Genomic DNA, 25,819 nt, shown 5'->3' with positions numbered 1-25,819 from the left:
GATAGATAATATAATCACTGCTTTTGAACACTATCCGGTTTTCTTTTATCTGCTAGTGTTCACCTTTTCACTTATAATAGGAAGTTTCCTTAATGTAGTGGTGCACCGCTTACCAATCATGATGGAAAGAGAGTGGCGCTGTGATTGCCGTGAATTCTTGGCCGATGAACTCACTAATGAAGCTAAGCAAAAAGCTAAGGCTGAATCAGCAACGTATAATTTGTCGGTACCGCGTTCAGCCTGCCCAAAATGCAACCATCAAATAAAATGGTATGAAAATATTCCAGTACTTAGCTGGCTAATGCTGAAAGGAAAATGCAGCCAGTGCAATAACCCTATTTCATTTAGGTACCCATTTGTAGAGCTGCTTACCGCAGTTAGCTCGCTAGCTATTGCCCTGCATTTTGGCGTAACCGAATTAGCACTCATATATATTTTATTAACGTGGTGTTTGATTAGCTTAATCTTCATCGATATTGATAAGATGCTTTTGCCAGATCAAATTACCATTCCACTTGTGTGGCTCGGTTTAATCACCAGCTTGCTAGGAATAACAATTGCGCCAAGTGAAGCTATTATAGGGGCAGCAGTTGGTTACTTATCATTATGGTCTGTCTTTTGGTTATTTAAGCTAGCCACTGGCAAAGAAGGTATGGGCTATGGTGACTTTAAGTTAATGGCTGTATTTGGCGCATTTTTAGGCTGGCAAATGGTTCCGTTAATCGTTTTATTATCATCATTTGTAGGCGCCATTGTTGGCATTACCATTTTAACGATTCAGAAAAAAGGCGCTAGCACACCTATTCCTTTCGGACCTTATATTGCAATTGCAGGTTGGTTAGCGATTTTATATGGTGATGAAATTACAAACACCTATTTTAATCTAATCTTATAATTGATTAAGATATTTATAGGGTAAATTTTGACGAATTATATTGTTGGCTTAACAGGTGGCATTGGCAGTGGCAAAACGACCATTGCTAATCAATTTACAGCATTTGGTATCGATATTGTCGATGCTGACTTATCCGCTCGGGAAGTCGTTAAGCCAGACACTAAATGCCTTGATGAGATCAAGCAACATTTTGGTGAGCAGGTTATTTTGCCGTCAGGAGAATTAGACAGAACTGCTCTACGCAATATCGTCTTTCATCAGCCTGAAGAAAAAGCGTGGCTGAATAAACTACTGCATCCTGCAATTCGATTACACATGCAAGAAATGCTTGATAATAGTGGCTCAGCTTATACTTTACTTGTCGCTCCCTTACTCTTTGAAAATGGACTGGAAAAGCTCTGTCATACTACACTTGTCATTGATGTGCCTGAAAGTGTTCAGATCGCTCGTACAGTTAAACGTGATAACAGCAATACCACTACCATTCAAAATATCATTAATGCGCAAATTTCGCGGGATAAACGGCTTACACTTGCTGATCACATCATCGATAACAACAAACCACTTACAGAAATAGCCAGCCAGATTACAAAACTACATCAGCTTTTTCTTCAACAAGCTGCACATCAAGAAAATAAAACTAGAAATTAATTACCTCAATTTATTAAACTGAATAAATAAATTATAAGCACAGGCTAAACATTGAGCACTTTTCAGAGTATGATGAATAAGTGTGATTAAAAAAGTGTATTAATTTATGGCTAAAGTAGTATATGAGCACCCGCTCAATGAAAAAGTACGTGCATATTTACGTTTAGAGCACCTATTTTTGCAGTTAAAAGCCAGTAGTAGTTTTTTACATGCTTACCAACCAATCTCATTCTTTGAATCCATTTTTTCATTAATTGATATTGTTGAGCGCAATGATGTGCGAAACGATATAGTCAAAGATCTAGAGCGATACGAAGCCCTTTTAGTAAAGTGGTCACAACACCCCGATGTACAAGACAACGTCCTGCAAGAATTGCTTCAAAAGGTGGTATCGCTGCAGCAACAAGTTCAGCACATGCCTAAAGTTTGTAATACCTTAAAAAGTGATAAATTTTTAGCCAGCATACGTCAACGTTTCGCGATTCCAGGTGGTAGCTGTGGCTTTGATTTACCGCAGTTACATTACTGGTTACACCAACCTGAAGCACAGCGCAGTGCTGACATTAGCCGCTGGCTGAAGGTAATTGAGCCAATTGAAAGAGCCATTGACGTCATTTTGTCAATGACAAGAGAATATTCGCAATTTTCCACTCATACTGCCGAGAATGGCTTTTTTCAAGATAGCGCTGAAGGCCTAGAGCTACTGCGTATTCGTTATGACTCAACGAAAGGTGTGTACCCAACAGTAAGTGGTAACAAATATCGTTTTGCCATCAAGTTTATGCGTTTTTGTGATGAAAATGGTAGAACAACGGTTGAGGATAATGTTAATTACGACTTTGCCTCTTCCTAGCTATTTCTTTATTTCACATTGCTGGTTAGAATCCACGAATATCTCTATAAGATTTCAGAAACCATTAAATAAGACTTTATGAACAACTCAAATACAACTGATAGTACGATAACAACCGTTAGCTGCCCCACATGTCAAAAGCAGGTACAGTGGTTATCATCAAGCCAATTCAAGCCATTTTGCTCAAACAGATGCAAGTTAATTGACCTAGGAGAATGGGCAAGTGAAGAGCATAAAATATCAACTCCTTTATCAACTACAGATAAAATGTCAGAAATGGACTTAGATAAGCTCGAAGATATGTTATTAGAGAATGAAAACGAGTCGTTCTTTAAATAAACGGTGAGGCGCTAGAGCGGTTGCTTTTCAATTCCTTTATGGCGTAACTGACACCCACTCCCCATACACTAGCCTTTATCTTACCTATTACTATTATCTGTGGGTTGACATATTCTCTTAATAAAAAAGCCTGATTAATCAGGCTTTTTTATTTTAACAAGAAGGGGAAGTCAGGCTTAACTTAATTTGCCATGACACTGCTTATATTTTTTACCCGAACCACATGGACACGGGTCATTACGGCCAACCTTAGGGCCTTCACGCATTGTTGTTGCTTGCGATGGCTTAGCGTCACTTGGTTCTCCAATTGCCTGTGCAGACTCATGCTGGTACTCATGTGGCACGTCTTCAGCTTTACGGCGCTGCTCTTCAACAACTTCAACATCTTCTTCCGCACGCACTTCAACTTTACTAAGAATGCTCACTACATCTGATTTTAAGTTTTCAAGCATATCTGAGAATAGTTCGAATGACTCTTTCTTATACTCTTGCTTAGGATTCTTTTGTGCATAACCACGTAAATGAATGCCTTGACGCAAGTGATCCATTGCCGCCAAATGATCTTTCCAATGCTGGTCAAGACTTTGTAACATGATTGACTTTTCAAACTGACGTAACACACTTTCGCCAACCATTGTTTCTTTCATACGATATACTTCAACGATTTCAGCCAAAATGCGCTCACGCAGCTTTTCTTCAAATAACTTATCGTCTTCATCTAGCCACTTTTGAATAGGCAAATTAACCGCAAAATCAACGCGGATACGCTCTTCAAGGCCTTCAATATTCCACATTTCATGCAATGACTGTGGTGGTATATATTGATCGATAATACTGCTCAGCACATCCTCACGAATTGCACTAATTGTTTCGCTAATATCGCCTTCATCAAGTAGCTCATTACGTTGCTGGTAAACCACTTTACGTTGATCATTAGCAACGTCATCAAACTCCAACAATTGCTTACGAATGTCAAAGTTACGCGTTTCTACTTTACGTTGTGCATTTTCAATTGCTCGGTTAACCCAAGGGTGCTCAATGGCTTCCCCTTTTTCCATACCTAGCTTGCGCATCATATTCGCAACACGTTCTGAAGCAAAGATACGCATTAACGGATCTTCCATTGATAAATAGAAACGAGACGAACCTGCATCACCTTGACGACCAGAACGACCACGTAGCTGATTATCAATACGACGTGATTCATGGCGTTCTGTACCAATAATATGCAAACCGCCAGCATCTAATACTTGCTTGTGACGAGCTTGCCATTCTTCTTTTATCTTCGTAGCTGCTTCAGGCGATGGATTTTCCAGCTGAGATGTTTCAAGTTGCCAATTACCACCTAATACAATATCGGTACCACGACCAGCCATGTTGGTGGCGATCGTTACTGCACCTGGACGACCTGCATCGGCAATAATTTGTGCTTCTTGAGCGTGGAACTTAGCATTTAGCACACTATGTTTGATTTTTGCTTTGTTAAGAATATTTGATAAATACTCTGAAGTTTCAATCGATACCGTACCCACAAGAACAGGCTGGCCGCGTTCTTGGCAGTCACGAATATCTTCGACGATCGCATCGTATTTTTCAGCTGCCGTTAAATAAACCAAATCCGCTCTATCATCTCTAACCATAGGCTTATTGGTAGGCACAATTATCGTTTCTAACCCATAGATCTGCTGAAATTCGACCGCTTCTGTATCAGCTGTTCCTGTCATGCCAGATAGTTTGTTATAAATACGGAAGTAATTCTGGAATGTAATTGATGCAAGTGTTTGGTTTTCATTTTGAATTTTCACACCTTCTTTAGCTTCAACTGCTTGGTGTAAACCTTCAGACCAACGACGACCTTCCATTGTACGGCCAGTATGCTCATCAACAATAATGATTTGATCGTCTTTAACAATGTAGTCAACATCTTTTGTGAATAGCTTATGCGCACGAAGTGCAGCGTATACGTGATGCAATAACGAGATATTTGCTGGCGAATATAAAGAGTCGCCCTCTTCCATTAACTTTCTTTCAACCAAGATTTCTTCAACACGTATTTGGCCACGCTCTGTTAAGAAAACTTGTTTCGCTTTTTCATCTACCGTGAAGTCGCCGTCGCCTTCAACCCCTTCTTCATCTTCTTTTTCTTGCTGCTCTAGCAGTGGAACAATAAGATTAACCGCCTGATAAGATGCAGAGCCGTCTTCAGTAGGCCCTGAAATAATTAATGGAGTACGCGCTTCATCAATTAAAATTGAGTCTACTTCATCAATAACAGCAAAATTAAGTGGGCGCTGTACACGATCATCTGTGCTAAAAGCCATGTTGTCGCGCAAATAGTCAAAACCAAACTCATTATTGGTGCCGTAAGTAATGTCAGCCTGATAAGCCGCTTTCTTATCGCCGCCCATCATGTTCGGGATATTACAACCAACGGTCATACCAAGGAAATCAAACAGCGGTCTGTTTGTATCTGCATCGCGCTGGGCTAAGTAATCATTTACCGTGATAACATGCACACCTTTACCAGACAGGCCATTTAAGTAGGCAGGTAAAGTAGCCGTTAACGTTTTACCTTCACCTGTACGCATTTCAGATATTTTACCTTTATGAAGTACAATACCGCCTATCAGCTGTACGTCAAAGTGGCGCATGCCAAATACACGCTTACTCGCTTCACGTACAACGGCAAATGCTTCAGGCAATATCGCATCTAAGCTTTCGCCTTTGCTAATACGCTCTTTAAATTCTGCGGTTTTTTGCTTTAGCTGATCGTCTGACAGTTTTTCTAAATCTGCTTCTAACGCGTTGATTTGTTCTACAACTTTTCGTAAAGACTTTACGTATCTGTCATTACGACTTCCAAATAATTTTTTAAAAAGTTTACCTATCATGTTTCTCAACCGTTAACCGCTGCACTTTTGGCAAGTGCTTAAAGCATTTTATTAGAGTTATAAATAAAGCAATCGGCCAGTAAGGCCGATTGCAAGATTCTGTCGATAAGGACGATATTAGCGCTGTGTCACGTTATTTCGTTCGTCGGTGTACATATTTCAAAGGATCAAGCTGCTGGCCTTTGCGAATAATCTCGTAATGTACATGAGGACCAGTGGAACGTCCAGTGCTGCCCATTTTAGCGATTGTCTGACCTTTTTCCACTACATCGCCTACATTTACTAAGATTTTTTTGTTATGGCCATAACGAGTTTTCAAACCTTTGCCGTGATCAATCTCGATTAGTTCTCCATAGCCAAACCTTTCGCCAGCCCACGTAACTACTCCAGACCCCGTGGACACTATATCAGCCCCTTCTTTACCTGCAAAGTCGATCCCTTTATGCATCGCTGGCATTTTAGTGAATGGATCTTTACGCATGCCATAATATGATGACAGCCAGCCTGAACTAATTGGCCTACCCGAAATATAAACACCATCTTCAATATGGTGATTGAGGAGGATAGATTCAAGTAGCTGCATCTTTCTTTCTTGATCATCTAGTGTTAAGACCATGTCATCCATTTCAGATATCATCGTAGAAACATCAACCGTAACTTCCTCTGCCGTACTTTGTGCTGGCCCACCTAGTGCAAGTACTTGTTCAAAATTAAATTCATCTTGAGGAATATCTGCCACTTCTGCGAGTTTTTCGCCAAATGCATTAAGTCGGTTAATTTGGCCTTGCACCTCAGCGAGTTTTAGCTTCATGGCTGCAAGTTGATGCTTGGCTTGATTTTTTAAAGCAATGAGGTCATTTTTTTGGATGCTATATTCTTCTTGAGATGCAAGAAGTTGCTGATGAACCCGCTGAGATTCGCGGTAATTTGACAAACCACTACTAGCAGCAATAATGACTGTGATTAGCGCTGCAAAAACGATTAGCGTCTGCGGTTTTGTTAACCTAGACGAAAATCTTAGATTCTTACCACGATAAAAAACTGTTAAACTCATATATATAAACTTGTTGATTCCGCAAGGCTCATCCATGCATAAGCAGAATACACCTCAATCATTAACTCAATTGCTAGGAACAAAAAGCAACACCCTTAGCTCTTTTGCAGTTAAAGGGGCACTATTAAATCGCTTTACTGATTTTCTAGCAAAATATGTGTTCGAAAACACTGGATTAAACATATCTGATACATGTCAGGTTAGCAATTATCGCTCAGGAATGCTAGTTATTGAAACCTTTTCACCCGCCGTTGCAATGCGCCTTAACTACGTAAAAGGCGGAATTTTAACAGCTTTTCGCACTGAATTTATTGCAGAATTAGCTAACATAGAAATTAAAGTGGTACCCAAAGAACAGCTCAAAATAGAAAAAGAACCTGATTTACCACCTAAACACCTTTCTCAAAATGCGGCTAATGCATTACGCGATGCTGCACAACATGTACCTGATAGCTTGAAAGAAAAATTAGAACGATTAGCAGCGCTTGCTGATAAAAATAAATCATAATGAGCAAATACAAAAAAAGGAGCTTTCGCTCCTCTTTATAAGAATCTATAACTCAACAACTAGGCAGTTTGTGCCGCCAGAACCGTTTTAGGTGCATCCGCTGCATTTTCAAAGGTAACAAATTCCCATGCATCTTGCTGGCTCATTAACTCACATAACAACAAGTTGTTTAGGGCATGGCCCGACTTATACGCTGATACTTCACCCAATAGGGGATGGCCCGCCATATACAAGTCGCCAACTGCGTCCAATATTTTATGCTTTACAAACTCATCATCATAACGCAAGCCGTCTGTATTAAGTACCTTGTACTCATCTAGTACAACGGCATTATCCATGCTGCCACCAAGCGCTAAATTATTAGCATGTAAATACTCAATATCATGCATAAAACCAAACGTGCGCGCACGACTAATCTCATTAATAAAGTTTTGCGGTGTTACACTCAATGTCATTACTTGTTGAGACTGCGAAATAACTGGATGATCAAAATCAATCGCAAAATTAATCTTAAACTCGTTTGCTGGTTTGATTTCAGCCCACTTATCGCCTTCTTCCACACGAATAGTGCGCTTAACACGAATGAATCGTTTCGCACTATTTTGCGCTTCAATACCTGCTTGTTGAAGAAGATAAATAAATGGTAATGAGCTGCCATCCATAATAGGGATTTCTGCTGAATCAACATCAATCACTAAGTTATCAATAGCAAGTGCAGATACGGCCGCCAGTAAATGCTCGGTTGTGGATAAACGAACTCCTTGTTCATTAACCAAACACGTACACATGGTCGTATCACCAACTAGCTCAGGCGTTATTTTAAACTCCACGACAGGATCAAGATCAATACGACGGAATACAATACCTGTATTTTCCGGCGCAGGTCGGAGAGTAAGCGTAACCTTTTCTCCCTTATGAAGACCAACTCCTGTTGCTGTTACTGATGTTTCGACTGTACGTTGTTTAATCATACAAACCTTATATAAAAAGTTGTTTATATTTTAAGCATCACTTATAAAGTGGCGGCGTATTATATAAAAAACTGCACCAATCTGCAAATTTACCAATTAATCCGCTTGTTTTCTCAAAAATGCTGGAATATCAAAATAATCCGCATCAGCATTCGGCGACGTTGCTACATTTTGCGAAGACACAGGTTGCGCTTGCATTTGTGGCTGTGCCTGAACTTGTTGCTGAGGCACCGCTGTTGTACGTTCTATAATTGGCGCAGCAGAACTGTTATCGTACGAACCTGTCGCTTTATATTCTGGTACTTTGGTTTCTACTGGCTTTGAAGCCATACCAGACACCAATTGAATATCTGGCTTTGCTTCACCGCCAATTCCCGTTGCAACTACAGTTACGCGCAGTTCATCAGTCATTTCAGGATCGATAACTGCACCTACCACTACCGTTGCATTTTCTGATGAGAATGCTTTAACCGCATTACCAACCGTTTCAAATTCTTCAATGCTAATATCCATACCAGCAGTAATATTAACTAAAATACCTTTCGCACCAGACAAATCAACATCTTCAAGTAATGGGCTAGAGATAGCCGCATCCGCCGCTTCTTCAGCACGATCTGGGCCACTTGCAATACCGGTTCCCATCATTGCGGTGCCCATTTCAGACATAACCGTTCGAACATCCGCAAAGTCGACATTAATTAAGCCTGGGCGGGTAATTAGCTCTGCAATACCTTGTACCGCACCTAGTAATACGTTATTTGCCGCTTTAAACGCATCAAGCAAACTAGTGCCTTTACCTAACACTTTTAAGAGTTTGTCGTTAGGAATGGTGATTAATGAATCAACATGTTGAGAAAGCATATCAATGCCCTGCTCAGCATAATTCATGCGCTTTTTACCTTCGAAAGGAAATGGCTTAGTAACAACGGCAACCGTTAGTATTCCCATTTCACGCGCTACATCAGCAACAACTGGAGCTGCGCCTGTACCTGTTCCACCACCCATGCCTGCGGCGATAAAGATCATATCTGCGCCTTGCAACGTTTGGCGAATTGTTTCACGATCTTCTTCTGCTGACTGACGACCAATTTCCGGGTTTGCACCAGCACCTAATCCTTTAGTAACGTTAGTGCCTAATTGTATAGTGGTGTTTGCATTTGAATTTCTCAATGCTTGCGCATCAGTATTTGCTGTTACAAACTCAACACCTTCGATTGTTTGTTGAACCATATGTTCAACTGCATTACCACCGCCGCCACCGACGCCGACTACTTTGATAATTGCTTCTTCGCTATGATTTTCCATTAACTCAAACATAGACCTACTCTCCGTTACTTTGCTTACTAATTTTATTAAACTTTAATATTCTTATATGCTGTTAGACTGCTCGCTATTAATAGCAGCATCGACTTTCCGTTTAGTTAAAACTCACCTTTAAACCAGCTAGAGATGCGATTAACTAGACCACTCATACCTTCCTGTTGAGTAGCATCCTGACGACTTAATCCTTGCTTTTCTTTGCCATATAGCAGTAAACCGACTGCCGTTGCATAAGACGGGTCATCAACATAGTCGGTTAACCCTACAATGTTGGTTGGTGCTCCTAAACGCACTGGCATTTGGAAGATTTCTTCAGCAAATTCGATTGCGCCTTCCATTTTTGCCGTACCACCTGTTAATACAACGCCCGCTGCAATTTGATCTTCAAGTCCACTGTTACTAATTTCCTCTGCAATCAATTCAAAAATTTCTTGATAGCGCGGCTCCACAACTTCAGCTAGCGTGTGGCGCGACATCGAACGAGCTGGTCGACCGCCTACACTTGGTACTTCAATATTCTCTTCCATGCTAGCCATACTTCTTACTGCACAAGCGTATTGCACTTTAATTTGTTCAGCATGACTGATTGGCGTTCTAAATATTTTGGCAATATCACTGGTAACTTGATTACCTGCTACAGGGATAACTGCAGAATGCCTTAATGCGCCATTTGTAAAAATTGCAATATCAATGGTGCCGCCACCTACATCAACAACGCAGGCACCCAGTTCTTTTTCATCATCGGTTAACACCGCATAGCTTGATGCAAGTGCACTAAATATCAGTTGATCAGCTTGCAACCCACAGCGCTCAATACATTTGACGATGTTTTTTGCCATATCATTGGCACAACTAATAATATGTACTTTGGCTTCCATTCTTACACCAGACATGCCAATTGGGCTTTTAATACCTTCTTGCATATCAACCGAAAACTCTTGTGGTAAAACGTGTAATGTACGTCGCTCAGCCGACATGGGAACTGACTTTGCAGCATGGATCACGCTATCAACATCTTCTTGCGTTACCTCTGCGTCGTTAATGGGTACCATGCCATTTTCGTTTTGGCATCTAACATGTTTACCTGATAGCCCCAAAAACACAGATGAAATACGACAATCAGCCATTAACTCTGCTTCATCAATTGCGCGTTGTACCGACTGAATCACCAAGTTTAAGTCGTTTACACCACCCTTATCCATGCCATGTGACGGATGTGCACCAACTCCCACAATGCTTAGTTTATTGTCGGGCGTAATTTCCCCAACTAACGACACTATCTTCGATGTGCCAATATCTAAGCCAACAATTAAATTTCGTTCAGTCACTTTTGACATGTTTAACTCTTTTGTAATTCTTCATTATTTGACTTCCATTTCACCGCTAATCCTGTGTCGTATCGTAAATCGACAACATCAATTTGCGCATTATTATGCGTGGATATAGTGGGATATAAATCTATAAACCACTGAACCCGCTCTACCGTTTCTTTCTGCCCTAATTGCAATTGAATGCCATTACTTAATACAACTTGCCAAGCAAAACGCTCTGACAATAACAACTCTTTAATCTCAAAATCATTAATTTTGAGTAATGCATTTAACCCTTTAAACTCTCGCCACGCGTCGATTTCACTACCTTCTGGGCCAAACAATTTAGGTAATAAACGTTGCTCTGGTGCAATTGGCGCTGAAAATACTTCACTATTTACGTTTAATAACAAGTCGTTATTCCAAATCGCAACAGCTTGTTGCTCAACCACATAAATATGTAATTTACCCGGCCACTGTTTCCTAATTGAGGCGCTGTAAATCCATGGTAGTGCCTCTACTTGCTGCTGCACCTGATTAACATCTAGGTCAAATAAGCTGGTAAATTGCTCTGGTGTAATGGCTTGTGTGATCATTTCTTCGTTAGTATGGTGCCGTTCACCCATAATAATAATTTCACTAACCGGCGCGTCTCCGCCCTCACCTAACCAAAAAACCACTTTTTGACCAACATAAGTAAGCCCTACCAATACAACAACAAAAAACATCACCCCTAGCCAAAATGACCAGTTTAAGTAACGCGACTTCGCCAATAGCATTGGTAGCTGCTTATCCATCCTTATTTACACTCACTGTTGAGTGGTAATTGCAAAACGTGAATTAAGTTCAATTATTTTTACCTTTAACAATTGCCATACACAGCTCGCTAAACGACAATCCATAAGCCGCCGCTGCCATTGGCACTAATGACTTCTCCGTCATCCCAGGAACTGAATTCACTTCTAATAAGTACATATTTCCTTGTTGATCTTGCATAGCATCAACTCTGCCCCAGCCCTTAGCACCAACCGCTTTAAATGCACGCAATGCATGTTGCTGTAATTGTTTAGATTGTGCGTCTGGTAAGTCACAAGGACAAAAATACTCTGTATTTGATGACTGATACTTAGCACTGTAATCATAAAATTGGTGCGGTGTACGCATCTCGATCACGGGTAGTGCCTCGCCATTGAGGATTGATACAGTAAACTCTCTGCCTTCAATCCATTGCTCAATCAAAACTTCCTCATCAAACTTAAATGCCTGCTCAATTGCTTGATGTAATGAATTCACAGAGTCAGCCATCGCCATGCCAATACTTGATCCTTCATTGGCAGGTTTCACCATCACTTTGCCGCCTAGCTCAGCCAACAATTTAACGCAATCAACGTTTTCATCTTTTAGTGCAATACCGTAATTTGCCGTAGGTAAACCTAGTGCAGTGAAAATATGCTTTGTTCTCACTTTATCCATGGCAATAGCCGAACCAAGTACATTTGAGCCTGTGTACGGTATACCTAAATGTTCCAACGCCCCTTGGATTGAGCCATCCTCGCCCCCACGGCCATGCAAAACGATCATGACTTTATCAACTTTTAAGGCTTTTAATTCTTGTAAATCACGCTCTGCGGGGTCAAATGCAATAGCATCAACACCAACTTTAAGCAGTCCATTTAAGACAGCGTTACCAGACTTTAACGACACTTCTCTTTCAGCAGAGTTTCCACCTAAAAGCACTGCAATTTTGCCAACATTACTCATCGGCCTCTCCTGCTACACGTTTTAACGCTGATTTTTCTAATTTTGCTTGTTCAAGGGTTTGCACAATACCGCCAATATTGCCTGCACCTTGTGTAATTAACATATCGCCATCTTGCAGTACATCAGCCAATACGCCTAATAACTCTTTGGGCGTTTCAATATAAATTGGATCTAACGCACCGCGCTGACGTATCGTTCGGCATAAACTTTTGCTATCGGCATTAGCAATCGGCTCTTCACCCGCAGAATAAACCTCTAACAATAACAGCACATCTACTTGTGATAACACTTTGACAAAGTCTTCATATAAGTCGCGTGTACGGGAAAAACGATGCGGTTGATATGCCATCACTAAACGCTTATCAGGCCAACCGGCGCGTGCAGAAGCGATGGTAGCGGCAACTTCAGTGGGGTGGTGTCCATAATCATCTACTAATACAATATTGCCTTGCTCAGTATTAAATTCTCCGTACTGTTGAAAACGACGGCCAATCCCCTCAAACGATGCTAATGCACTAATAATTTTCTCTACTTTTATTCCTTCATCCAGTGCCACAGCAATAGCTGCGGTAGCATTTAACGCATTATGTGCACCGGGTAAATTTAATACGATATCTAACTTTCCGTGATCTGGAGTTATAACCGTGAATTGACTTTGACTATGTTGCTGACGGTAATTTGTTATTTGAAAGTCAGCATCTTCAGACATGCCATAAGTTACTATTTTACGCCCTACTTGCTCGCGGATGGATTGAATGACCGGACAGTCAATGCACATCACCGCTAAGCCATAGAATGGTAAGTTATGTAAGAACTCTATATAAGTAGACTTTAACTTTTCAAAATCGCCTTCATAGGTATCCATATGATCGGCTTCAATATTTGTGACCACACTGACCATAGGCTGTAAATGCAAAAATGAAGCATCGCTTTCATCCGCTTCTGCAACTAAGTATCGACTTTTACCTAAACGGGCGTTCGTGCCAGCACTGTTCAGTAGCCCACCAATCACAAAAGTAGGATCTAATTCTGCTTCACCAAATATGGTTGCAATTAAGCTTGTTGTGGTGGTTTTTCCGTGTGTTCCCGCAATTGCGATGCCATGACGAAATCGCATTAGCTCAGCCAGCATTTCCGCTCGCCTAATCACAGGGATTCGCTTGGCTTTTGCTGCAACAATTTCATCATTGTCCGATGAAATTGCACTAGACGTTACCACTACACTCGCATTGGTTATATTATCTGCATGGTGACCTAATGCTATCTCAGCTCCTAATCCTTTTAGCCTTCGCACTACACTGTTATTACTCGTATCTGAGCCAGACACTTGGTACCCTTCGTTTAAAATAACCTCAGCAATTCCGCCCATGCCAGCCCCGCCAATTCCAACAAAGTGGATACGGTTTACTCTTTTCATTTCTGGTATAAATTGACTTAACTGCTGACTCATTAACTTGTTATTTCCTCAAGAATTTTAATCTTTTTAAACTAAACGTGTATATTGTTCACAAATATCTGCAACGGTTTCGGTAGCGTTAATCACCGCTAGCGACTTGGCTTTTTTCCCCATTGCTTGAATTAACTTTGGCTCTTTTAGTAGTGGTAAAAACACGGTATTTAAGCCGTTTTTTAATAACTCTGACTGAGGTAAAATAACACCCGCATCATTCTCTACCAACCAATTAGCATTTGCTGTTTGATGATCATCAACTGCATGAGGTAACGGTACAAATACCGCTGCGACTCCTGCGGCTGCTACTTCACTTACGGTTAAAGCGCCTGCTCGACAAATAACGACATCCGCCCATTGATAGGCCGCTGACATATCATCAATAAATTCGTTAACCTGTATATCCGCATTGATATTTTGATAATCTTGACTTACTTGATGCTGATTGCCTTTACCGACCTGATGCCAAACATTGACCTTTATCTCGTCAGGTAACTGACTAAAAAAGCGCGGCAAACTGTCATTAAGTACTTTTGCCCCTAAGCTACCACCAACTACCAGCACGTTGATCGCTGATTGTCCGCTTTTCTCAGTGCTAATAATGTCTGACTCTGATAGGGCTTGTGTTACGGGTTCAGCAGCCTCTGCGATTAACTCGGCACGCACAGGGTTACCTACATATATTGCGTTATCACCCACATCTTTAATGTTTGGGAAGCCTAGTAACACTTGATCCGCTATTTTTGCCAGCATTTTATTCGTGAAGCCCGCAACAGCGTTTTGTTCATGAATGAGTAATGGCACTTTCGATAATTTGGCAGCCACCCCACAAGGCCCAGTTACATAGCCTCCCATACCAAGCATGACATCAGGCTTGTATTGCTTAATCAGTTTCTTTGCTTGCATTACTGCATGCAGCACCATCATTGGTGCTTTAACTAGCTTTTTAAGGCCATTACCACGCACGCCCGACACATTAATATACTCAATATCAAACCCTTGCTGCGGCACAATTCGAGCTTCCATTCTATCTGACGTACCTACCCAGATAACTTGCCAGCCTCGTTGTTCTAATAATTTAGCAACCGCAATACCCGGAAAAATATGCCCGCCAGTGCCACCAGCTACAACCATCACTGTTTTAGAGGATGTTTTAAGCATGGCTTACCTCCTCTTCTTTTTTCGCAGTTTCAGCTTCTTTATCCAACACTGGCTCAGGTGGTAAATCAAAATTAATGTCGCTTTCTTGTGTCATCACGGTTAACTCAGGCTCTTTTCTGCTATTAAGCTTGGTTGCTGTTGTTTGGTGAGCCTCGGTATTATCAGTATGTTTTCCCCTCGTTTTTTCAACGATTGCTAAAGGCTTATCTTCCTGTTTTTTCGATTTATTATTTCTTTTCTTAACCCCAGAAGAAGTGGCTTGCAGCGACATCATTCTAAGTTCGTGATCAATTCTAATAATCACAGCGGTCGCAATACACATAATAATTAAGCTAGAACCACCATAGCTAACCAGTGGTAAAGTTAAGCCTTTAGTTGGCAAGATACCTGCACTCGCACCTACATTGACTGCGGTTTGAAAGCTAAACCAAATGCCAATAGCATATGCAAAATACCCTTCGTATGCTTTGCCAGTTTCAAGCGCTCGCTTACCAATAAGCATTGCTTTAACAACTAAAAACATTAATAACGCAAGCACGCATATTACGCCTATAAAACCCACTTCTTCAGCTAAAATGGCAAAAACAAAGTCGGTATGTGCTTCGGGTAAATACTCTAATTTTTGGACACTATTGCCTAGCCCCTGACCAAACCAATCACCTCTACCATACGCCATAAGAGATTGCGTTAACTGATAGCCACTACCAAATTGATCTTGCCATGGATCCCAGAATGAGATGACTCGTCTAACACGGTAAGGTTCAATAATAATTAACGTGATGACTGCAATCGTGCCGGTGATCATTAAGCCAAAAAACTGCCATAACTTCGCACCTGCTAAAAAAAGCAAACCAACTGTGGCCACCAACATCACAACTACCGTTCCCAAGTCAGGCTGAAGCAATAACAGTAATGCAAGAATGAAGAAAACAACCAAGGGCTTAATAAACCCTTTTAAATTATCAATAACTTCACCATGCCTTCTAACCATATAGCCTGCCAAGTAGCTAAAATAAAAGAGTTTTGCAGGTTCTGCTGATTGGATATTGATAGGCCCTAAAACAATCCAACGAGTACTACCATTGACATTCTTACCAATGATTAACACGGTGATTAATAACACAAGGCCAACAAGCAATAAGAATGCGTTATATTTTTTCCACCACTCCATTGGGAATTGTAGTGTCACCAGCGCGGCAACTAGGCCTAACACCATAAAGACCATGTGTTTAAACATTATCTGCATGCTATTACCAAATAAACGTTCAGCAACGGGCATTGAGGCTGAAGACACAATGACCAAGCCAATGAGCATTAACGTGAAAGCACTAAATACTAACGATCTGTCATATAGGTTAGTGTCGTTATTATCAGCCGATAACCATTGTGTAAAGGCATGCCATAACGAAGTAGCTGTAACTTTGCTTTGTGTTACGCCATCAGCAGTGGCTGAAGCTGTTTGGCTCACTGTGCTCATATGCTTCCTCCACTTGATGATTTATTGGTAGATAAATCATTAACCAATTGGACGAAATGCTCTCCGCGAGCCTCAAAGTTTTTATACATATCCAAACTGGCGCAGGCGGGAGATAACAGTACAACATCACCTTCACTTGCCAATTGCTGTGCACTAGTTACAGCGTCATTTAATGACTTTACAGGTTCAGCATTTGGTATCACTTGCATTAATAAATCTGCATCCTTTCCATACACAAATACTGTTGATACATATTGCGCTACAATTGCGCTTAGCGGTGATAAATCGGCTGCCTTGCTGTCTCCACCAGCAATTAAAATCACCTTCCCCTTACATAAAGGCGCAACGCCCTCAATAGCAGCTACCGTAGCACCTACATTGGTCGCTTTAGAGTCGTTAATCCAAGCAATACCATCTTGTGTACCAATTAATTCACAGCGGTGTGGTAACCCTTTAAACTGATTAATCAAAGGTTTTAGAGTGGCAAAGTCGATGTTAAATGGCGAGATTAGCGCTAACGCGGCCATAATATTTGAGATGTTATGTAAGCCCGTAATACCAATATCACGCATACTTAGCGTATTAAAATGCTGAGCACCCGTAGGGCTAATTAAGTTTGAGTCACCACCATATAACTTGCTATCAAAACATATTTCTTGGGTAGCATGATTAAAGAAAAACGCTGAACGGTTACTCTTAACGCTAAAATCAATACAAGCTGCGGTTTTTACTTCTGGATATGTGTATTGGTCATCACTATTGTATACACACAGCGCTGCATTGCGATAGATATGATGCTTTGCTTGAATATAATCTTTATAAGAATTGTACCTATCCATGTGATCTTCAGAAATATTAAGTACGGTTGCACTTAGCGGCCTTAGTGACTCCAATGTTTCTAATTGAAAACTCGACAGTTCCAATACAAATACATCATAATTTTCATGGCTATCTTGGAATAAGCCACCTAAGACTGCTAAACCAATATTGCCTGCGACGCATGCTGAGATTCCAGATTGATTCAGCAGCTCCCCCACTAACTGGGTCACTGTCGATTTACCATTCGAGCCAGTAATCGCTATCACTGGTTTACTGTTTATTCGGGCAAATAGCTCAACATCGCCAATCACGTCAATCCCTCGAGCACGCACTTCTGAAAGCGCAGGGTGAGACAGTGCAATACCTGGACTAACAACTATTAAATCAGATTGCTGTAATAAACACGCATCAAACTCTTGGTAGCATACTGTTACGCCAAGTTTCTGTAGCGCTTCCAAATTAGGTTGATGCGCCCTATCGTCATAAACCGTCACATGGCAATCATGAGCCTTTAAATAGCGCGCAGCTGCAAGCCCTGAAATTCCAGCGCCCAGAATAGAAATATGTTGTTGCTGCAAACCTGTTAAATAACTCATGTTCATATGTCGCCTAGGTGTAGGTCGTCTTTCCTCTTATCTAATTTTCAACGTAGCCAAGCCAATCAGTACTAACATGATTGAAATTATCCAAAATCTAACGATTACCCTCGGCTCAGGCCAGCCTTTTAGTTCATAATGATGGTGAATTGGTGCCATCCGGAATATACGTTGGCCACGTAATTTATAAGAACCCACTTGTAATATGACCGACACTGTTTCCATAACAAAAACGCCGCCCATAATAAATAAAACAAATTCTTGCCTTACTAACACAGCAATAATGCCTAACACCGCACCAAGAGCTAACGAGCCCACATCCCCCATAAACACTTGGGCTGGGTAAGTGTTAAACCATAAAAATCCTAGACCCGCGCCCACAATTGCGGTGCACACAATCACAAGTTCATCTGTCATCGGTATATAAGGAATGTGCAAATATGCAGAGAAGTTAACGTTGCCTGTTACATATGCAATAACAGCAAATGCAGCTGCAACTAATATGGTTGGCACAATAGCTAAACCGTCTAAACCGTCGGTTAAATTAACTGCATTACTCGTCCCGACGATAACAAAATAGGTAAGTAACAAGTACATCAGCCCTAACTGTGGTAATACGTTTTTGAAAAACGGCACCACTAAAGCGGTTTCAGCAGCTAGTGTTGAAGTGCTGTATAAGAAAAATGCGACCACAATAGCAACCAATGATTGCCAAAAATATTTCCATTTCGCTATCAGTCCTTTCGGATCTTTACGGATCACTTTTCGGTAATCATCTACGTAACCAATTAAGCCAAACGCAGCGACAACAAACACAGTTACCCACACGTATTTATTAGTAAGATCAGCCCATAACAAGGTGCTACATAAAATAGCACCCAAGATAAGTATTCCACCCATAGTAGGGGTGCCAGACTTTGCAAAATGAGACTCTGGGCCATCATCACGAACGGTTTGACCAATTTGCATTCGTTGTAATTTACGAATTAATTTTGGTCCAAAAAATAGTGAAATAAATAACGCAGTTAATATACTTAAAATAGAGCGCAACGTTAGATACGAAAAAACATTAAAAGCGCTATAGTATTGCGTTAAATATTCAGCTAACCAAACTAACATGAAGTATTCTCCTGATCGGTGTCCTTATTCACATCCATCAGGCCATTAACCACAAGTTCCATACGTGAGCTGCGCGATCCCTTAACAACAACAGTAACAGGTTGCGATTGCGCATTAATTAGTTGGTGTAAATGTTCTAGTAATGTTTGTCGTGAAGAAAAGTGTTTACCGTCGCCATTAAACACTTCACTCGCACTTTGGCTTAATACGCCAAGAGTAAATAAATTGTCGATAGATTTTTCTTTTGCGTATTCGCCAACCTGCTCATGATACATTCTCGCGTCATGCCCAAGTTCCGCCATATCGCCCAGTACAAAAATTTGGTAACTTTTATAGCTTGATAACAGTTCTATTGCCGCTTTTACAGATTCGACATTAGCGTTGTAGGTATCATCAATAACCGTTAACTGTTCATTGACTTCAATTAAATTCACCCGGCCTGTAATACTCTGCATCGCAGCTAAACCCAGCTTTACGTCTTCTAAGCTAGCACCTGCACTGATACTTAATGATGCTGCGGCAACTGCATTTGCGACGTTATGATTGCCAGGAATAGTAAGGTGTAACTCCGTTGTTCCTACTGGCGTATTTAAGGTAAAAGAAGCACAACCTTTTTTATCAACGTTAATATCAGACGCATAGAAATCTGCTTGCAACTCAGCACTGATCGCATAAGTGCGTACCTTCTTGTCACTTAAACGGCGCTGCCAATAATCAGCAAACTCGCTGTCTGCATTGTAAATTGCGATACCACCTTCAGGTAAACCCGTAAAAATTTCCCCTTTTGCGCGTGCTACACCGTGTATATCACCAAACCCTTCTAAATGTGCTTCAGCAACATTGCTAATTAACGCGTAGTCAGGGCTGGCTAATGACGTGGTGTATGCAATTTCACCAAGGTGATTTGCGCCTAACTCAACCACAGCAATATCATGCTCTGGCTGTAAACGTAATAACGTAAGCGGCACGCCAATTTCGTTATTAAAATTGCCTTTAGTTGAAAGTACATTTCCCCTGCGACTCATAATCGCGGTGGTCATTTCTTTGATTGTGGTTTTACCTGCACTTCCTGTGATTGCAATCACTTTTGGGTTAACTTCATCACGAATAGCTTTACCAATATGGCCTAGTGCTAACTTTGTATCGGCCACCACAAGTTGCGGAATATCGATATCTAATTGATGATCAACCACAATTGCCGCCGCTTTTTTTTCTACCGCTAAATCAGCAAAGTTATGCCCATCAAAATTAGGCCCACGTAATGCAATAAAAAGTTCATCTTGTTGTAATGTTCGAGTGTCAGTATTAACGTGCTCGATATCGCGATTTTTTCCGACTAATTTTGCGTCTAGCTTTTTAGCTAACCACGCTAATGTTACTTTTATCATTAGGCTGCTCCCCAGACTAAACTGGCAACAATTGCACGTTCGTTGAACGAAACCGTTTTTTCACCTATCACTTGATAATCCTCATGCCCTTTACCGGCAACTACTATTACATCGTCGTCATCAGCACATTGAAATGCCTGCCATATTGCTTTTTGACGATCGGGTTCTATCATCACATTTCCAGCGCTTTTCATGCCGCTTAAAATGCCATCTATAATTAATTCAGGTTGTTCTGTACGAGGGTTATCATTCGTCACTACAATAAAGTCAGCATGTTGTTGGGCAATACTGCCCATGAGAGGACGTTTACCGCTATCCCGATCTCCACCGCAACCAAATACACACCATATTTTCTTATAACTATGCTCTTTCACCGCTGACAATACTGATAGAAGTGCGTCTGGTGTATGTGCATAATCAACAATTACCGTAGCACCTTGTTCGCCTTTAAATACTTCCATACGCCCAGCTACAGAAGTCAACTCTTGGCAGTTTTCAATAACCGTTGCCATGTCAAACCCCATTGAAACAAGTGTGGCAATTGCAGCAACTAAATTAGATAAGTTGAATAAGCCAAACACTGGGCTTGTTAATTGAAAATCACCCCAAGATGTTTTCAATGTTGTGGCAATACCCGCTTGCGTAAACGATAAATCGGAATAACACACATAATATTCGGCTTCTAATTCCGGCTGCCAACAACCGAATGCAATAAGCTTTGCGTTGGGTTGTTGTTTAAACTCGTTAAACCACATTTGCCCTACCGGATCATCGATATTGACTACCTTGTTCGCCGCATTAAACTCTGTAAATAAACGCTTTTTTGCCGCTTTATATTCAGACATAGTGCTGTGGTAATCTAAATGATCGCGGCTTAGGTTTGTAAATATCACCGTATCAAACTGACACCCTGTTACTCGGTGCTGATACAAGCCATGAGAAGACACTTCCATCGCAACCACCTCACAATGCTGTTGCTGAAGTGCATGCAGTTGCTGTTGTAGCTCGATTGCACCAGGCGTGGTATTTAGCGAAGGCGCTAGATTATTTAACATGCCTTGCCCAAGCGTGCCGATCAGTCCTGCTGATTTTCCCATCGCATCAACGATGCTAGCGATATAAAATGCGGTTGTTGTTTTACCATTTGTGCCGGTAACACCTGCTAACTTCATTTTACTTGTGGGATACTGATAAAATGCAGATGCTAGCTCACCAATGATTTTTTCTAAATTATCGACTTCAATAACAGGGATGTCGCCTTGATAGTCAATATTGCAATTTGACGATGCCAAAATTGCCACAGCACCTTTCTTGACTGCTTGTGAAATAAATTGCGCACCATCTGTAGTCTCTCCAAATAGCGCTATAAAACAATCACCTTGACGAATACTACGTGAGTCAGCAGAAATATTATTAATGGCGATTTCTGGCGCTTCAATAGCAAACCCGTTCAACCAAGAACGCATCGTAACTATAGGAAGATAACTAGTTTCCACGACGACCTCCTGTGCTAGCAACGGTTGTGATCTGTTTATCATCAGGCGCAACATTCAAAATTTGTAATGCGCCTGTCATCACTTTTGAAAACAACGGTGCAGCCACTTCACCACCATAGTAGTAATCGCCGCCGGGCTCATTCACCACTACCGCAACAGCTAAACGAGGATTACTAACAGGCCCAACACCAGCAAACGACAAGTCATATTCGTTACCATACCCGCCAGCGGCAGCCTTCTTCGCAGTGCCCGTTTTACCTGCAATACGATATCCCTCTACTTTTGCTTTCGGGGCAGTACCATCTTCATCTAATACCGACACCATCATATTTAATAAGGCTTGTGCGTTCTCTTCGCTTACCACACGTTCGCAGTACGGTTCATTGGTTAACTTTAAAATAGACAGTGGACAAGAAACACCGTGGTTACCCAATATGCTATACATTCTTGCCAACTGAGCAGTACTCACTGCTATCCCATAGCCAAACGATAAGGTTGCTATTTCAAAATCTGACCAACGAGTACGATCGCCAAACAAGCCACTGCTTTCACCAAGCAGCCCTGTTCCAGTATCTGAACCAAACCCCATATGATAAAAGGCATCAAGCAAGTGCTCTTTGGGTACGCCCAGCGCCAACTTAGCAACCCCCACATTGCTGGATTTTTGTAAAATCGTTTCTAATGAAATTTTGCCGTAGTTTTTAGGTAAGTCTGACACGCGTTGTCCGCCAACTCTCAGCCAGCCTGGGTGCGTATCTACAACCCCATCAATTTCCATTAACCCAAACTCTAAGGCGCTTAACACCGCTAATGGTTTTAATGTTGAGCCGGGCTCAAAAATATCAGTTACAGCGCGGTTTCGGGTTTTATAATAAAAATGGTCGCGTTCTTTTTTGGTATTAACTTTGAATTCGTTTTGGTTGTTTGGGTTAAACGATGGGCTGTTTACCATTGCCAAAATCTCACCGGTGGTTACATCCACCACCACTGCAGATCCGGACGATGCCTTAAACGACGCTACCGCGGACTTTAGTTCGCGGTAGGCAAGTGCTTGAATTCTTTGATCAATACTTAACGCAATGTCTTCAGGAGGAATTGCTTTTTCTTCTTGCAGCACCTCCACTTCCCTGCCTTTGGCATCTTTCCTTATTTTTCGTAATCCGGATTCACCTTGTAGGTGCGCATCGTATAATTTTTCAATGCCTTCTAACCCTTTACCCTCAATATTGGTAAAGCCGACTAAGTGAGAAGAGATTTCACCAGTAGGATAGAAACGTTTTGCTTCTTGCTTTTGATAGACGCCCGTTAAATCAAGCTCATCAACATAGTTGGCAACTGCAGGTGTAACTTGACGACTTAAGTAAATAAATCGTTTGTTTTGATTTGCCACTAATTTGTCGTATAGCGTTTGCCATTTCCAGCCTAATACCTCTGCCAACGCTTGCCAACGCTTACTGTCTTTTAGTTGTTGGAGGAATTCCGTTTTAGTTTGGTGATCTATGGCAGAATCGCCCGTTACTTCATAGTCAAAGATATGCTTAGGATCTATCCAAATCGCATTCATTGGAATAGACACTGCCAATTCTCGCCCAGTGCGATCGGTGATCATGCCTCGCATTACGTCTTTTGATTTAGCACGCAAAGAACGTAAGTCCGCTTTTTTACGCAGTGTTTCTGGTTCAATTACTTGAAGGTAAGCTGCACGAGCAACTAACGCGGTAAATACCACACTGATGACCACCATGACCGTCACAAATCGCCAACCTATTACCATAGGTTGTTTGCTTTGTTTTGTTTTGGTCATCTTAGCGCTAGCCATTAGGGTAACCTTACTACAACTTCTTCATCAGCAGATGGCCAATGCATATTGAGCTTTTTTTCTGCTAAATGCATCACTCTACTATGCTCAGCTAATGCACGCTGCTCTAATAACAGCTTGCGCCACTCTAAATCTAGATTGTCTTTTTCACGTAACAAACTATCTTGCTGAATAATTTGCTGGCGACTTAAATGCGACGTTTGCACAATCGCAATTGCTACCAACACATTTAAAAATAAAAGCCCCAAGGTAAGCTTACGCTTACCTAAATCTCTCAATACTTCAATTGCTAGATGGGGTTGTCTTATTTTTTTAGGCATGTGACAACCTTTCCGCAATTCTGAGAACGGAGCTGCGCGCACGGCTATTTGTCGTTATTTCCGTTTTAGATGGTTTAATGGCTTTCCCTATCGTTTTTAACGACAAATTACGTTGAATTTGCTCTTCTGTTAAAGGCAGACCTTTAGGTATTGGATCGCCTTTGCTGTGTTTACGCATAAACTGTTTAACAATACGATCTTCCAACGAATGGAAACTAATGACGGCAAGTCTTCCACCCGGCTTTAGTACAGCCAGTGCCGCTTCCAGTGCTGTTTTGATTTGATCTAACTCGCTGTTTATATAAATTCTGATCGCTTGAAAACTACGAGTTGCAGGATGTTTTTTGTCTTCTTTAGTGGGTGATGCATCTTTAATTAGCTTTGCTAATTGTGCTGTGGTGGTAATTGGGTTTTCTTCACGAGTATCCACAATGCGGTTAGCAATACGCCACGCATAACGTTCTTCTCCAAACGTTTTCAGCACCCATGAAATATCTTCTACATCAGCATGAGCTATCCACTCGGCAGCTGTTTCACCTGAAGAAGTGTCCATGCGCATATCAAGTGGGCCATCCTTCATAAAGCTAAAACCACGATCGGCTTCATCTAATTGAGGAGAGGAAACACCTAAATCAAGCAAAATTCCATCAACTTTGCCGCAAATGTCATTATCTATCGCTACTTGTTCAAGTGCAGAAAATGCGCTGTGCGTAATTGAGAAGCGCTGGTCATTAGCAAATTGCTTTGCAGCTTCTATCGCGGTAGGGTCACGGTCGATGGCATACAAACGGCCTTCGTCACCTAAATGAGATAAAATTTCACGAGAATGACCTCCGCGACCAAAGGTTCCGTCCATGTATATGCCGTCAGGAGAAATAGCAAGAGCCTCTATCGACTCTTCGAGTAAAACAGAAATATGAGATTGTTGACTGGTCATTAGAAAGTGAAACTTTGAAGGTTGTCAGAAAGTTCGAACTCGCCATTCATCTCGGCATCAATATCTTCTTTTAATTGATCTTGCCAAGTTTGCTCGTCCCAAATTTCGAATTTATTAAGTTGCCCAACCAGCATAATTTGCTTTGATAAGTTCGCATGCTGTCTTAATGTTGCTGGTAATAATAGGCGGCCATTTTTATCCATGTCACATTCAGCTGCATTACCTAATAATACTCGTTGAATGCGTCTTTCATGGGGATTCATACTGGAAAAACGACGTAATTGCGCTTCTACGTCTTCCCATTCGGTTAGGGGGTAAAGTAATAAGCAGCTTTGATGTAAATCTACTGTGCAAATCATACTTCCATCACAGTCAGCCATTAGCAAATCACGGTACTTGGTGGGTACCGCCATTCGGCCTTTACTGTCGATTGAAAGAGAGCTTGCTCCGCGCAGCATATTTTCCTACTTATTGATTTTTATATTGATTATTTATTCATTTACTGTGGGTTGAAATTGAGATATCAGATCCACTATGATCCACTTTTTCCCACTAAGACACAGTTTAGGGACTTAGTCACTATATTGTCAAGCCAAAAGCCGCTATTTTAAAGTGTATATCCCCTTATTTTTTGCGGCTTACAACGAAGTTGCTGAAATTAGTGGTAAAAAGTGGAGAGGATTT

Annotated in this window: 23 protein-coding genes; 5 read left to right on the top strand and 18 right to left on the bottom strand. The window is 41.2% G+C overall.

All coding sequences use genetic code 11. The annotated features are described in order from the left end of the window. The first annotated feature begins 1 nt into the window (after position 1). The 4 genes from HUU81_RS02610 to yacG all read left to right on the top strand — a co-directional run bounded on the left by HUU81_RS02610 (position 2) and on the right by yacG (position 2,738). Positions 2-895, top strand: a complete 894-nt coding sequence (locus HUU81_RS02610) for a prepilin peptidase (RefSeq protein ID WP_407644844.1) — start codon at positions 2-4, stop codon at positions 893-895. A 27-nt stretch (positions 896-922) separates the two neighbouring features. After that, entirely contained in the window at positions 923-1,546 is a 624-nt protein-coding gene (gene coaE, locus HUU81_RS02605) for a dephospho-CoA kinase (RefSeq protein WP_199610725.1), read from the top strand. A 106-nt stretch (positions 1,547-1,652) separates the two neighbouring features. After that, on the top strand, positions 1,653-2,399 hold the full coding sequence (gene zapD, locus HUU81_RS02600) for a cell division protein ZapD (RefSeq protein WP_199610724.1): 747 nt from the start codon (positions 1,653-1,655) through the stop codon (positions 2,397-2,399). A gap of 78 nt (positions 2,400-2,477) precedes the next feature. Further along, positions 2,478-2,738 carry a DNA gyrase inhibitor YacG gene (yacG, locus tag HUU81_RS02595; protein ID WP_199610723.1) on the top strand — a complete coding sequence of 87 codons (261 nt, stop codon included), beginning with the start codon at positions 2,478-2,480 and terminating at the stop codon, positions 2,736-2,738. Positions 2,739-2,914: 176 nt separating this feature from the next. On the opposite strand, the gene secA is transcribed toward yacG, so the two are convergent. Both secA and HUU81_RS02585 read right to left on the bottom strand, forming a co-directional pair. Further along, entirely contained in the window at positions 2,915-5,629 is a 2,715-nt protein-coding gene (secA, locus tag HUU81_RS02590; RefSeq protein WP_199610722.1) for a preprotein translocase subunit SecA, read from the bottom strand. A gap of 133 nt (positions 5,630-5,762) precedes the next feature. Next, entirely contained in the window at positions 5,763-6,683 is a 921-nt protein-coding gene (locus HUU81_RS02585) for a M23 family metallopeptidase (protein ID WP_199610721.1), read from the bottom strand. A gap of 34 nt (positions 6,684-6,717) precedes the next feature. On the opposite strand from HUU81_RS02585, the gene HUU81_RS02580 reads away from it, so the two are divergent. Beyond that, positions 6,718-7,191, top strand: coding sequence for a DUF721 domain-containing protein (locus HUU81_RS02580; protein WP_199610720.1), 474 nt, complete (start codon positions 6,718-6,720; stop codon positions 7,189-7,191). A gap of 59 nt (positions 7,192-7,250) precedes the next feature. Here HUU81_RS02580 and lpxC read toward each other — a convergent pair whose 3' ends face one another. The 16 genes from lpxC to mraZ form a co-directional block, all read right to left on the bottom strand. Next, positions 7,251-8,162 (bottom strand): UDP-3-O-acyl-N-acetylglucosamine deacetylase, encoded by a 912-nt coding sequence (lpxC, locus tag HUU81_RS02575; RefSeq protein ID WP_199610719.1) that lies wholly within the window; start codon positions 8,160-8,162, stop codon positions 7,251-7,253. Positions 8,163-8,258: 96 nt separating this feature from the next. After that, positions 8,259-9,479, bottom strand: a complete 1,221-nt coding sequence (gene ftsZ / locus HUU81_RS02570) for a cell division protein FtsZ (RefSeq protein ID WP_199610718.1) — start codon at positions 9,477-9,479, stop codon at positions 8,259-8,261. A 104-nt stretch (positions 9,480-9,583) separates the two neighbouring features. Continuing rightward, entirely contained in the window at positions 9,584-10,819 is a 1,236-nt protein-coding gene (gene ftsA, locus HUU81_RS02565) for a cell division protein FtsA (protein ID WP_199610717.1), read from the bottom strand. 2 nt (positions 10,820-10,821) lie between these two features. Continuing rightward, complete coding sequence (locus tag HUU81_RS02560; RefSeq protein WP_199610716.1) at positions 10,822-11,589, bottom strand: cell division protein FtsQ/DivIB; 768 nt, start codon at positions 11,587-11,589, stop codon at positions 10,822-10,824. A 49-nt stretch (positions 11,590-11,638) separates the two neighbouring features. Then, positions 11,639-12,553 carry a D-alanine--D-alanine ligase gene (locus HUU81_RS02555; RefSeq protein ID WP_199610715.1) on the bottom strand — a complete coding sequence of 305 codons (915 nt, stop codon included), beginning with the start codon at positions 12,551-12,553 and terminating at the stop codon, positions 11,639-11,641. Continuing rightward, positions 12,546-14,003, bottom strand: coding sequence for a UDP-N-acetylmuramate--L-alanine ligase (gene murC / locus HUU81_RS02550; protein WP_199610714.1), 1,458 nt, complete (start codon positions 14,001-14,003; stop codon positions 12,546-12,548). Before murC ends, HUU81_RS02555 begins: the two co-directional genes overlap by 8 nt. Positions 14,004-14,036: 33 nt before the next feature. Next, positions 14,037-15,164, bottom strand: coding sequence for an undecaprenyldiphospho-muramoylpentapeptide beta-N-acetylglucosaminyltransferase (gene murG, locus HUU81_RS02545; RefSeq protein WP_199610713.1), 1,128 nt, complete (start codon positions 15,162-15,164; stop codon positions 14,037-14,039). Next, the gene (ftsW, locus tag HUU81_RS02540) at positions 15,157-16,641 is read right to left on the bottom strand and encodes a cell division protein FtsW (RefSeq protein ID WP_199610712.1); all 1,485 of its coding nucleotides are present in this window, start codon (positions 16,639-16,641) and stop codon (positions 15,157-15,159) included. Before ftsW ends, murG begins: the two co-directional genes overlap by 8 nt. Then, the gene (gene murD, locus HUU81_RS02535; protein WP_199610711.1) at positions 16,638-18,056 is read right to left on the bottom strand and encodes a UDP-N-acetylmuramoyl-L-alanine--D-glutamate ligase; all 1,419 of its coding nucleotides are present in this window, start codon (positions 18,054-18,056) and stop codon (positions 16,638-16,640) included. Before murD ends, ftsW begins: the two co-directional genes overlap by 4 nt. 36 nt (positions 18,057-18,092) lie before the next feature. Then, positions 18,093-19,175, bottom strand: coding sequence for a phospho-N-acetylmuramoyl-pentapeptide-transferase (mraY, locus tag HUU81_RS02530; protein WP_199610710.1), 1,083 nt, complete (start codon positions 19,173-19,175; stop codon positions 18,093-18,095). Then, positions 19,169-20,563: a UDP-N-acetylmuramoyl-tripeptide--D-alanyl-D-alanine ligase gene (gene murF, locus HUU81_RS02525; protein WP_199610709.1), complete on the bottom strand. Its 1,395-nt coding sequence runs from the start codon at positions 20,561-20,563 to the stop codon at positions 19,169-19,171. Before murF ends, mraY begins: the two co-directional genes overlap by 7 nt. Then, positions 20,563-22,059 carry a UDP-N-acetylmuramoyl-L-alanyl-D-glutamate--2,6-diaminopimelate ligase gene (gene murE, locus HUU81_RS02520; protein WP_199610708.1) on the bottom strand — a complete coding sequence of 499 codons (1,497 nt, stop codon included), beginning with the start codon at positions 22,057-22,059 and terminating at the stop codon, positions 20,563-20,565. The genes murF and murE overlap by 1 nt, the downstream gene beginning before the upstream one ends. Next, positions 22,049-23,878 carry a penicillin-binding transpeptidase domain-containing protein gene (locus HUU81_RS02515; protein ID WP_199610707.1) on the bottom strand — a complete coding sequence of 610 codons (1,830 nt, stop codon included), beginning with the start codon at positions 23,876-23,878 and terminating at the stop codon, positions 22,049-22,051. Before HUU81_RS02515 ends, murE begins: the two co-directional genes overlap by 11 nt. Further along, positions 23,878-24,198, bottom strand: a complete 321-nt coding sequence (ftsL, locus tag HUU81_RS02510) for a cell division protein FtsL (protein ID WP_199610706.1) — start codon at positions 24,196-24,198, stop codon at positions 23,878-23,880. The genes HUU81_RS02515 and ftsL overlap by 1 nt, the downstream gene beginning before the upstream one ends. Further along, positions 24,191-25,135, bottom strand: coding sequence for a 16S rRNA (cytosine(1402)-N(4))-methyltransferase RsmH (rsmH, locus tag HUU81_RS02505; RefSeq protein ID WP_199610705.1), 945 nt, complete (start codon positions 25,133-25,135; stop codon positions 24,191-24,193). The genes ftsL and rsmH overlap by 8 nt, the downstream gene beginning before the upstream one ends. After that, complete coding sequence (gene mraZ / locus HUU81_RS02500) at positions 25,135-25,593, bottom strand: division/cell wall cluster transcriptional repressor MraZ (protein WP_199610704.1); 459 nt, start codon at positions 25,591-25,593, stop codon at positions 25,135-25,137. Before mraZ ends, rsmH begins: the two co-directional genes overlap by 1 nt. Positions 25,594-25,819: the final 226 nt, after the last annotated feature.

It is taken from the genome of Flocculibacter collagenilyticus, assembly GCF_016469335.1.
Taxonomy (GTDB): Bacteria; Pseudomonadota; Gammaproteobacteria; order Enterobacterales; family Alteromonadaceae; genus Flocculibacter; species Flocculibacter collagenilyticus.
Note: the sequence above shows the minus strand (reverse complement) of the source record. Positions and strands in the feature narration are given on the sequence as shown.